Source organism: Halomonas sp. H10-9-1 (assembly GCF_040147005.1).
Classification (GTDB): domain Bacteria; phylum Pseudomonadota; class Gammaproteobacteria; order Pseudomonadales; family Halomonadaceae; genus Halomonas.
On the sequence record NZ_JAMSHO010000001.1, the window covers coordinates 1,266,785 to 1,277,783 of the forward strand.

The window sequence follows — 10,999 nt, forward strand, 5'->3', positions numbered from 1 at the left end:
GTCCCGCGGCTTGGTATCATATGCCCGGCCCACTGCCTGCGACCATGGGCCGCAGGCAGTAGGGATGCAGTGTTGGAAGCCGGTGCCCTGGGTGCCGGCTTCTGACCATGAAATTCAAGGTTTCCGGCCAGCGACGGCCGGAGGCGCCGGATTCGCATAGGCCCCAGCCGGCAGGGCACCCCCGATGTCGCCGTGGCTGCGTCGCGGTGACGCCGATCACACCCCATCAGTGCAGGGTGACCGAGAGATGCAACAAGGCATAATGGAGTTGATGTGGCGCTCCTCCCACGTCACGGGCAGCAATGCCCACTACGTGGAAGCGCTCTACGAGCAGTACCTCGATGACCCCTCCGCCGTTCCCGACGAGTGGCGCCAGTACTTTGACGAGCTGCCTCGCCCCGAAGGCGGCCCCTCCCACGACGTTCCCCTGGCGCCGGTCCGCGAGCAGTTCCACCAGCTCGGCAAGCAGCGTCGCACGGCACTCGCGCCGGCTGCCGCCGATGGCGAGGAGAGCCGCAAGCAGGTCAGGGTCCTGCAGCTGATCAACGCCTACCGCTTCCGCGGTCACCAGAAGGCCAATATCGATCCGCTGGGCCTGCGCAGCCAGTTGCCGGTTCCCGACCTCGACCTCTCCTTCCACCAGCTGTCGAAGAACGACCTCGATACCGAGTTCCAGACCGGTTCGTTCTTCCTGGGCATGGACAAGGCGCCGCTCAAGGAGATCGTCGACGCCCTGGAGCAGACCTACTGCCGCTCCATCGGCTGCGAGATCATGCATATCGTCGATACCGAGGAGAAGCGCTGGCTGCAGCAGCGCTTCGAGTCGGTGCGCAGTGCGCCGACGTTCAGCAACGAGGTGCGCACCCACGTGCTCGAGCGGCTGACCGCCGCCGAGGGCCTGGAGAACTACCTGGCCTCCAAGTACCCGGGTACCAAGCGCTTCGGCCTGGAGGGGGGGGAGTCCTTCATTCCGATGATGGACGAGCTTATCCAGCGCTGTGGTGGTTACGGGGTCAAGGAGGTCGTGATCGGCATGGCCCACCGCGGCCGCCTCAACTTGCTGGTCAACATCCTCGGCAAGAACCCCGGCGAGCTGATCGACGAGTTCGACGGCAAGAAGGTGATCGAGCGTGGCTCCGGCGACGTCAAGTACCACCAGGGCTTCAGCTCCAACGTCATGACGCCGGGCGGCGAGGTCCACCTGGCGCTGGCCTTCAACCCCTCCCACCTGGAGATCGTCTCCCCGGTGGTCGAGGGCTCGGTGCGTGCTCGCCAGGATCGTCGCGACGACACTGAAGGCACCAAGGTGCTACCGATCAACGTCCACGGCGACGCCGCCTTCGCCGGCCAGGGCGTGGTCATGGAGACCTTCCAGATGTCCCAGACCCGTGCTTACAAGACCGGCGGCACGGTGCACATCGTCATCAACAACCAGGTCGGCTTTACCACCTCCAACCCGCTGGACTCGCGCTCCACGGAGTACTGCACCGATATCGCCAAGATGGTCCAGGCGCCGATCTTCCACGTCAACGGCGACGATCCCGACGCCGTGCTGCACGCCACCCAGGTGGCCCTGGACTACCGCCAGCAGTTCAAGAAGGATGTGGTGATCGACCTCGTCTGCTACCGCCGCCGTGGCCACAACGAGGCCGACGAGCCCAGCGGCACCCAGCCGATGATGTACCGCAAGATCAAGGAGCATCCCTCCTCGCGGGCCATTTACGCACAGCGTCTGGTGGAGCAGGGGGTGCTCACCGAGGACGAGGCCCAGGCGATGATCGAGACCTATCGCGAGGACCTGATGGCCGGCAACCACGTGGCCAATGCCCTGGTTCAGGAGCCCAATGCCTCGCTGTTCGTCGACTGGAAGCCCTACCTCGGGCACGAGTGGACCGGCCACGCCGACACCTCGGTGCCCATGAAGAAGCTGCGGCGGCTGGCCGCGAAGATGTGCGAGATCCCCGACGGGATCGAGGTCCAGCGTCAGGTGGCCAAGATCTACGACGACCGCCGCAAGATGCAGGCCGGCGGCATGGCCCTCAACTGGGGCTTCGCCGAGACCCTGGCCTACGCCACCCTCATCGACCAGGGTCATCCGGTTCGCATTACCGGCCAGGATGTGGGTCGCGGCACCTTCTCCCACCGCCACGCGGTGGTGCACAACCAGAAGGACGGCTCCAGCTTCGTGCCGCTGCAGCACATGGCCGATGGCCAGCCGCGCTTCACTATCCATGACTCCTTCCTCTCCGAGGAGGCCGTGCTGGCGTTCGAGTACGGCTACGCCACCACCGCACCCAATGATCTGGTGATCTGGGAAGCGCAGTTCGGTGACTTCTTCAACGGTGCCCAGGTGGTGGTCGACCAGTTCATCTCCTCCGGCGAGACCAAGTGGGGCCGGCTGTGCGGCCTGACCATGCTGCTGCCCCATGGCTACGAGGGCCAGGGCCCTGAGCACTCCTCTGCGCGCCTGGAGCGCTTCCTGCAGATGTGCGCCGAGCACAACATGCAGGTCTGCGTGCCCACCACTCCGGCGCAGATCTTCCATCTGCTGCGTCGTCAGGTGGTCCGCAAGGTGAGAAAGCCGCTGGTGGTGATGTCGCCCAAGAGCCTGCTGCGCCACAAGGATGCCACCTCCAGCCTCGACGAGCTGGCCGAGGGCAAGTTCCAGATGGTGCTGCCCGACCAGGCCAATCTCGAGGCGGCCGGCGTGGAGCGCATCATCCTGTGTGCCGGCAAGGTCTACTACGACCTGGCGGCCTGGCGGCAGGAGAACGCCCGGGATGACGTGGCCATCCTGCGCGTCGAGCAGCTCTACCCCTTCCCCAAGGAGGAGCTGTACGAGGCGATCCAGGCCTATACCAACGTCACCGATATCGTGTGGTGTCAGGAAGAGCCGCTCAACCAGGGCGCCTGGTATCCGAGCCAGCACCATATGCGTGCCGTGGCGGACATGCTCAGGGACGGCCTGGGCGGCAAGCTGAAGTTTGCCGGCCGGCCGGCTTCGGCGGCTCCCGCGGCCGGCTATATGTCCGTGCACACCGAACAGCAGCGCCAGCTGGTGGAAGACGCCTTCAACCTGTAACGGCGCCCACCAGGACGAGAGAGAACTCACAAGGGATACGACATGGCTACCGAGATCAAGGCCCCAACCTTTCCGGAATCCGTTGCCGAGGGCAGCGTTGCTGCCTGGCACAAGAAGCCGGGTGACAGCGTCGAGCGTGACGAGCTGATCGTCGAGATCGAGACCGACAAGGTCGTACTCGAGGTACTGGCTCCCGAGGCGGGCGTGCTCGCCGAGGTGCTCGCCGAGGAGGGCGAGACCGTGGAGTCCGAGCAGGTGCTGGGAAGCATCGGCGAGGGCGCCGGCAACAAGCCGGCGGGCAAGGCCGAGAAGAAGGACGACGCCAAGGCCGAGCAGCCTGCCGGCGGTGGCAAGCAGCACGAGGTGGAAGCGCCGACCTTCCCGGAGTCGATTCAGGAAGGCACCGTGGCCAGCTGGAGCAAGCAGGTCGGCGAGGCGGTCAAGCGCGACGAGGTGCTGGCCGAGATCGAGACCGACAAGGTGGTGCTTGAGGTGGTCGCCCCCGCCGACGGCGCGCTCGCCGAGATCAAGGCCGGAGAGGGCAGCCAGGTGACCTCCGAGCAGGTCCTGGCGATCTTTACCGAAGGCGCCGGCGGCGCGGCGCAGACTTCTGCCGATGTCGCGCCGTCGGCCTCCGCCGACGACGGTGCCAGCGACGAGAGGGTGGGCGACAAGATCCTCGCCCCGGCCGCGCGCAAGCTGGTGGCCGAGCACGACCTCGATGTCAGCAAGATCGAAGGCACCGGCAAGGGTGGACGTATCCTCAAGGAGGACGTACAGCGCGCCGTGAAGGAGGGTTCCGCCAGCAAGTCCGCCAAGGCTTCCGGTGGTGGCGCCGCCAGGGCCGCCGCCGCTGCTCCGGTCGTCGAGGGCGAACGCCCCGAGAAGCGCGTGCCGATGAGCCGTCTGCGCCAGACCATCGCCAAGCGCCTGGTCCAGGCCCAGCAGACCGCCGCCATGCTGACCACCTACAACGAGGTGGACATGGGGGCGGTGATGGAGCTGCGTGCCCAGTACAAGGACACCTTCGTCAAGACTCACGACGTCAAGCTCGGTTTCATGGGCTTCTTCGTCAAGGCGGCGAGCGAGGCGCTCAAGCGCTTCCCGGACGTCAACGCCTCCATCGATGGCAACGACATCGTCTATCACGGCTACCAGGACATCGGCGTGGCGGTCTCCACCGACCGTGGCCTGGTGGTGCCGGTGCTGCGTGATACCGACAGCATGAAGATCGCCGACGTCGAGAAGGGCATCGTCGACTTCGGCAAGCGGGCTCGTGACGGCAAGCTCGGTATCGACGAGATGCAGGGTGGCACCTTCACCATCACCAACGGCGGGATCTTCGGTTCGTTGATGTCCACGCCGATCATCAATCCGCCGCAGACCGCGATCCTGGGCATGCACAAGATCCAGGAACGCCCCATGGCGGTGAACGGCAAGGTCGAGATCCGCCCGATGATGTACCTGGCGGTCTCCTATGACCACCGTATGATCGACGGCAAGGACGCGGTGCAGTTCCTGGTGACCATCAAGGAGCTGCTGGAGGATCCGGCGCGCCTGCTGCTGGACATCTGAGTGGTACGAGCCACCGGTTGATGCCGGTGGCGCCTGAACCCAAGACATGCAACAGGAGCCAACATGGCCGACAAGTTTGATGTGATCGTGATCGGTGCGGGCCCCGGTGGCTACGTGGCCGCCATTCGTGCCGCCCAGATGGGCCTCAAGACCGCCTGTGTCGAGAAGTGGATCGGCAAGGAAGGCAAGGTCGTCTTCGGCGGTACCTGCCTGAACGTGGGCTGTATCCCGTCCAAGGCGCTGCTCGAGGCCTCCCACAAGTTCGTCGAGGCCAAGCATGACTTCGACGGCATGGGCATCCAGGTCGGCGACATCCAGATGGATGTCGCGAAGATGATCGCCCGCAAGGACAAGATCGTGAAGAACCTCACCGGGGGCATCGCCGGCCTGTTCAAGGCCAACGGCGTGACCGGTATCGAGGGGACCGGCAAGGTGATCGGCAGCCAGCAGGTCGAGGTCACCGATCTGGATGGCAAGGCCACCACCTACGAGGCCGGCAACATCATCATCGCCGCCGGCTCCGTGCCGGTGGAGATTCCGCCGACCCCGCTCACCGATGACATCATCGTCGACTCCACCGGCGCCCTCGAGTTCACCGAGACGCCCAAGCGCCTGGGCGTGATCGGTGCCGGGGTGATCGGCCTGGAGCTGGGTAGCGTCTGGAACCGCCTGGGCTCCGAGGTCACCGTGCTGGAGGCCATGGACAGCTTCCTGCCGATGGTCGATGGCGCCATCGCCAAGGAGACCCAGAAACTGCTCAAGAAGCAGGGCCTGGACATCAAGCTGGGCGCTCGCGTCACCGGCTCCGAGGTCAAGGATGGCGAGGTCATCGTCAAGTACAGCGATGGTGACAACGACCAGGAGATGACCTTCGACAAGCTGATCGTCTGCGTCGGCCGCAAGCCCTACACCCAAGGCGTGATCGCCGACGGCGTGGGCGTGGAGACCGACGAGCGCGGCTTCATCCGGGTCGACGATCAGTGCCGCACCAGCGTGCCGAGTGTCTACGCCATCGGTGACTGCGTGCGTGGCCCGATGCTGGCCCACAAGGCCTCCGAGGAGGGCGTGATGGTGGCCGACATCATCGCTGGTCACAAGGCGGAGATGAACTACGACGCCATTCCCAACGTCATCTACACCTTCCCCGAGGTGGCCTGGGTCGGCATGACCGAGCAGGATGCCAAGGCCAAGGGCATCGAGATCAAGACGGGGGCGTTCCCGTTCGCGGCCAGCGGCCGTGCCATGGCCAACAATGCCACCGAGGGCCAGGCCAAGATCATCGCCGACGCCGAGACCGACCGCGTGCTGGGCATGCACATCGTCGGCCAGCACGCCGGCGAGATGATCGCCCAGGGCGTCATCGCGCTGGAGTTCGGCTCCAGCGCCGAGGACCTGGCGCTGACCTGCTATGCCCACCCGACCATGTCGGAGGCGGTCCACGAGGCGGCGCTCGCCGTGGAGGGCCACGCCATCCACATGGCCAATCGCAAGAAGCGCAAGTAAGCCGCACAACGAGCGCCGCCGTCAGCCGGCGGCGCGCCCCTTCCGGCCATGCATCGGAGGGGACGGTGGTGCCCCGCACCCTCGGCCCGCGCGGCCATGCAGGGCGCCGTTCGAGTCACATGCAACCAATGGCATGAATCGATGAACCTTCACGAGTATCAGAGCAAACAGCTGTTTGCCGACTATGGTCTGCCGGTGTCCAAGGGCTTCGCCGTGGACACCCCCGAGGAAGCCGCGGAAGCCTGCAAGAAGATCGGCGGCGACATGTGGGTGGTCAAGGCCCAGGTCCACGCCGGCGGTCGCGGCAAGGCGGGCGGCGTCAAGCTGATCAAGAGCGCTGATGAGGCCAAGGCCTTCGCCGAGCAGTGGCTGGGCAAGAACCTGGTGACCTTCCAGACCGATGCCAATGGCCAGCCGGTCGCCAAGATCCTGGTCGAGACCTGCACCGACATCGCCAACGAGCTCTACGTCGGCGCCGTGGTCGATCGCGGCACCCGCCGCGTGGTGTTCATGGCCTCCACCGAGGGTGGCGTCGAGATCGAGAAGGTCGCCGAGGAGACCCCCGAGAAGATCCTCAAGGCCGAGATCGACCCGCTGGTGGGCGCGCAGCCCTACCAGGCGCGCGAGCTGGCCTTCGCCCTGGGCCTCAAGGGTGACCAGGTCAAGCAGTTCACCAAGATCTTCCTGGGCCTCTCCAAGCTGTTCCACGACAAGGACCTGGCGCTGCTCGAGATCAACCCGCTGGTGATCACCGACGAGGGCAACCTCCACTGCCTCGACGCCAAGATCAACCTCGACGGCAACGCCCTCTATCGCCACCCGGACCTGCAGGCGATGCGCGACCCCTCTCAGGAGGACGAGCGCGAGGCCGAGGCGGCGGCGTGGGAGCTCAACTACGTGGCCCTCGACGGCAACATCGGCTGCATGGTCAACGGCGCCGGCCTGGCCATGGGCACCATGGACATCGTCAACCTGCATGGCGGCAAGCCGGCCAACTTCCTTGACGTCGGCGGCGGTGCCACCAAGGAGCGCGTGGCAGAGGCGTTCAAGCTGATCCTCTCCGACGACAACGTCAAGGCGGTGCTGGTCAACATCTTCGGCGGCATCGTGCGCTGCGACATGATCGCCGAGGGCATCATCGGTGCCGTCGAGCAGGTCGGCGTCAACGTGCCGGTCGTGGTGCGCCTGGAAGGCACCAACGCCGAGCTGGGCGCCGAGAAGCTGGCATCCAGCGGACTCAACATCATCGCTGCCGAGAGCCTCACCGACGCGGCTCAGCAGGTAGTCAAGGCAGCGGAGGGCAAGTAATGAGCATCCTGATCGACAAGAACACCAAGGTCATCTGCCAGGGCTTCACCGGTGGCCAGGGGACCTTCCACTCCGAACAGGCGATCGCCTACGGCACCCAGATGGTCGGCGGCGTGACCCCGGGCAAGGGCGGCCAGGAGCACCTCGGCCTGCCGGTGTTCAACACCGTCAAGGAAGCCGTGGAGAAGACCGGCGCCGAGGCCAGCGTGATCTACGTGCCGGCCCCGTTCTGCAAGGACTCCATCCTGGAGGCCGCCAACGCCGGCATCAAGCTGATCGTGTGCATCACCGAGGGCATCCCGACCCTCGACATGCTCGATGTCAAGGTCAAGTGTGACGAGCTGGGCGTGCGCCTGATCGGTCCCAACTGCCCGGGCGTGATCACCCCCGGCGAGACCAAGATCGGCATCATGCCGGGCCATATCCACAAGCCCGGCAAGGTCGGCATCGTGTCGCGCTCCGGTACCCTGACCTACGAGGCGGTCAAGCAGACCACCGACTACGGCTTCGGCCAGTCCACCTGCGTGGGCATCGGCGGCGACCCGATCCCGGGCTCCAACTTCATCGACATCCTCGAGATGTTCGAGAAGGACCCGGCCACCGAGGCGATCGTGATGATCGGCGAGATCGGCGGTACCGCCGAGGAAGAGGCGGCGGCCTACATCAAGGCCAATGTCTCCAAGCCGGTGGTCTCCTACATCGCCGGCGTGACCGCCCCGGCGGGCAAGCGCATGGGCCACGCCGGTGCGATCATCGCCGGCGGCAAGGGCACCGCGGACGACAAGTTCGCCGCCCTGGAAGCCGCGGGTGTCAAGACCGTGCGCTCCCTGGCCGAGATCGGCGACGCTCTGAAGGAAGTGACCGGCTGGTAAGCCGAGTACTCCTCCAGCGATGTTGAAAGGGCGCCTTCGGGCGCCCTTTCTCGTATCATGCCAAGGCGACAGGACGCGTGGGAGGGGAGAGGTGCATGACGCGGTTCGTCTGGATACTGGTGGCTGGTGCGTTTCTGCTCGCCGGCTGCAGCGAGGCCCCAACCGGGCGTTCGCGCCTGGCGCTGGTGCCCGAGGGCATGCTGGCCCAGATGGGCGAGCAGAGCTTTGCGGAGATGCGCCGCCGGCGCCCCGCGGTGACCGGCACGCCGGCCAATGCCCTGGTGCAGTGCGTCACCCGCGAGGTGGCGGCCGCCGCGGGCGCGGTCTATCCCGGTGTCACCCTGCCCGATGCCTGGGAGGTGGTGCTGTTCGAGGATCCCAGCCCCAACGCCTTCGCGTTGCCCGGCGGGCGCATCGGCGTGCATACCGGGCTGCTGCGGGTCGCCGAGTCTCCCGCCCAGTTGGCGGCTGTGCTCGGCCACGAGGTGGCCCATGTGCTGGCCGAGCATGGCAACGAGCGTCTCACCCAGCAGCTTGGCATCCGCGCGGTGCTGCTGGTGGTGGGGCTGTTCAGCGAGGGCGACCTGGCCGGCGATACCCTGATGCGGGCGCTGGGCCTGGGCGCCCACCTGGGCATTGCCTTGCCCTTCAGCCGCGCCCACGAGGAGGAGGCCGATGCCATGGGGCTCGCCATCATGGCCGAGGCGGGCTTCGATCCCCGCGAGAGCACCGCGCTGTGGCGCAACATGGCCGCCGCCGGCGATGGTCAGCCGCCGGAGTTCCTCTCCACTCACCCGGCCCATGAATCACGCATCGAGGGCCTCGAGGCCGCCATGGACGCGGCCCTGGCGCGCTACCGCGAGGCCGCCCCAGCTACCTGCGGTTGATGAACGCCGACGGCCAGCAGCAGTGAATCTAATGAGCCAGGGAAACGGCGTTCTTGTCAGAGATAATGTATTGTTATTACAGCTATATTTGGCGAACTACTGGCGAAGCTGCATCGCAGCAAAGAAATCTTAACCGCATCCCTGTAGAATCCCCAGCCAAAACGCCACCTATCGCAGGGATGCTTTCTATATGCGGTCAGTCTTGAAACTGGTCCGGCCCCACCAGTACCTGAAGAACGGCTTCGTGCTCCTGGGGCCGCTGTTCGCCCACCAGTGGGATCTTGTCACGCTTAGCCTGGATATTGCATCAGACATGAAAAAGGCGGCTGAAAATCGGTTATAATTCAAGCTCCTACACAAGAACCAACCGCTTCAGCCGCCATGACAAAATGTACCACGCCATCCGCTTCCTTTCCACGCTGCAAAGGTCGTCAGATCATCGCCCGTTTTGATGGCGGTGATGTCACTTCTGACGGCGGTATCCTGCTGCTGCGGCAGCTCGATCGCGAGATGGGCCTGACCCGCGCCGTCGCTCGCCGACTCAGCGACGAGCGCGACGCTCAGCGCTGCCTGCACCGCACCGAAACCCTGGTCCGGCAGCGCGTGTTCGGCCTGGCACTGGGCTATGAGGATCTCAATGACCACCATGCGTTGCGTCACGACATCGCCCTGCAGACCGCCGTCGATACCGATGGCGTGCTGGCCAGCCAGTCCACCTTGTGCCGCTTCGAGCAGCAAGCTGACCGGGACTGGGCGATCACCATCCACGAGGAGATGATCGAGCAGTTCATCCGCTCGTTCCGGCGGCCACCCAAGAAGCCGCTCTACCTCGACTTCGATGCTACCGACGATCGGGTGCATGGCCAGCAGCTCGGGCGGCACTTCAACGGCTACTACAACCACTACATCTTCCTGCCGCTGTTCGTGTTCTGTGGCGACCAGCTGCTGGTCAGCTACCTGCGTCCGGCCTCGCTGGATGCCGCTCACCACGCCGGTGCCATCCTCGCTCTGTTGGTCCGTCGGCTGCGCCAGGCGTGGCCTGAGGTGAAGATCGTCTTCCGAGGCGACAGCGGCTTCTGCCGTCCGCTGATCCTCAACTGGTGTGACCGCCATGGCGTCGATTACATCATCGGCCTCGCCGGCAACAAGCGCTTGGCCAAGCTGGCTCTGGACATCGACTACGAATCGGCCATCCGCTTCGAGAAGAGCTGGGAGAAGGAACGTGTCTTCGGCTTCATCGAGTACGCTGCCAAGAGCTGGAAGGAGCGTCGACGAAGGGTGATCGTCAAGTCCGAGACCAGCCGGCGTGGCTTCAACACCCGCTATGTGGTCACCAGCCTGCGCGGCTGCAGCGCCGAGTGGCTCTATGACCACCGCTACTGTGCCCGGGGCGAGATGGAGAACCGTATCAAGGAGCAGCAGTTCCTGTTCTCCGACCGCACCAGCTGCCACGAATGGTGGCCCAACCAGTACCGACTGCTGCTCTCGGGGCTGGCCTACCTACTCCTGGAGCGGCTGCGTCGGGTTTACCTCAGGCGCACAGCCTTCGCCCAGGCCCAGGTCAACACCCTCCGCCTGAAGCTGCTGAAGATCGGCGCCGTCATCACCCGCAACACGCGCACGATTCGGCTGATGTTGAGCAGCCAGTACCCGGAGCAGGACCTCTTTCTGAAGTTGGCCAGCAAGCTGGTGCCGGGATAGCGCCGCGGCGTGCTGTCCCCGGCACAGAAAACACATGGGGGTTGGGGGCAGTGCGTCTTGAACTCAGTAAT

Annotated in this window: 7 protein-coding genes; all 7 read left to right on the forward strand. The window is 65.4% G+C overall.

Features of this window, described 5'->3' with window-relative positions; translation table 11 throughout:
- Nucleotides 1-247 precede the first annotated feature (247 nt).
- A complete protein-coding gene (locus tag NFH66_RS05700) occupies nt 248-3,082 on the forward strand; it encodes a 2-oxoglutarate dehydrogenase E1 component (RefSeq protein WP_349609036.1) in 2,835 nt (944 codons plus the stop codon).
- Nucleotides 3,083-3,124: 42 nt separating this feature from the next.
- Entirely contained in the window at nt 3,125-4,657 is a 1,533-nt protein-coding gene (odhB, locus tag NFH66_RS05705; protein WP_349609038.1) for a 2-oxoglutarate dehydrogenase complex dihydrolipoyllysine-residue succinyltransferase, read from the forward strand.
- Nucleotides 4,658-4,720: 63 nt separating this feature from the next.
- On the forward strand, nt 4,721-6,160 hold the full coding sequence (gene lpdA, locus NFH66_RS05710) for a dihydrolipoyl dehydrogenase (RefSeq protein ID WP_349609040.1): 1,440 nt from the start codon (nt 4,721-4,723) through the stop codon (nt 6,158-6,160).
- A 141-nt stretch (nt 6,161-6,301) separates the two neighbouring features.
- Nucleotides 6,302-7,468 carry an ADP-forming succinate--CoA ligase subunit beta gene (gene sucC, locus NFH66_RS05715; RefSeq protein WP_349609042.1) on the forward strand — a complete coding sequence of 389 codons (1,167 nt, stop codon included), beginning with the start codon at nt 6,302-6,304 and terminating at the stop codon, nt 7,466-7,468.
- The gene (gene sucD / locus NFH66_RS05720; RefSeq protein WP_349609044.1) at nt 7,468-8,340 is read left to right on the forward strand and encodes a succinate--CoA ligase subunit alpha; all 873 of its coding nucleotides are present in this window, start codon (nt 7,468-7,470) and stop codon (nt 8,338-8,340) included. The genes sucC and sucD overlap by 1 nt, the downstream gene beginning before the upstream one ends.
- A 95-nt stretch (nt 8,341-8,435) precedes the next feature.
- Complete coding sequence (locus NFH66_RS05725) at nt 8,436-9,227, forward strand: M48 family metallopeptidase (protein WP_349609046.1); 792 nt, start codon at nt 8,436-8,438, stop codon at nt 9,225-9,227.
- Between the two features lie 381 nt (nt 9,228-9,608).
- Entirely contained in the window at nt 9,609-10,928 is a 1,320-nt protein-coding gene (locus tag NFH66_RS05730; RefSeq protein ID WP_161430326.1) for an IS1380 family transposase, read from the forward strand.
- The last annotated feature ends 71 nt before the right edge of the window (nt 10,929-10,999 follow it).

Coding starts and splice junctions, on each gene's coding strand:
- NFH66_RS05700 (WP_349609036.1), top strand. CDS start 248: ATGCAACAAGGCATAATGGAGTTGATGTGGCGCTCCTCCCACGTCACG.
- odhB (WP_349609038.1), top strand. CDS start 3,125: ATGGCTACCGAGATCAAGGCCCCAACCTTTCCGGAATCCGTTGCCGAG.
- lpdA (WP_349609040.1), top strand. CDS start 4,721: ATGGCCGACAAGTTTGATGTGATCGTGATCGGTGCGGGCCCCGGTGGC.
- sucC (WP_349609042.1), top strand. CDS start 6,302: ATGAACCTTCACGAGTATCAGAGCAAACAGCTGTTTGCCGACTATGGT.
- sucD (WP_349609044.1), top strand. CDS start 7,468: ATGAGCATCCTGATCGACAAGAACACCAAGGTCATCTGCCAGGGCTTC.
- NFH66_RS05725 (WP_349609046.1), top strand. CDS start 8,436: ATGACGCGGTTCGTCTGGATACTGGTGGCTGGTGCGTTTCTGCTCGCC.
- NFH66_RS05730 (WP_161430326.1), top strand. CDS start 9,609: ATGACAAAATGTACCACGCCATCCGCTTCCTTTCCACGCTGCAAAGGT.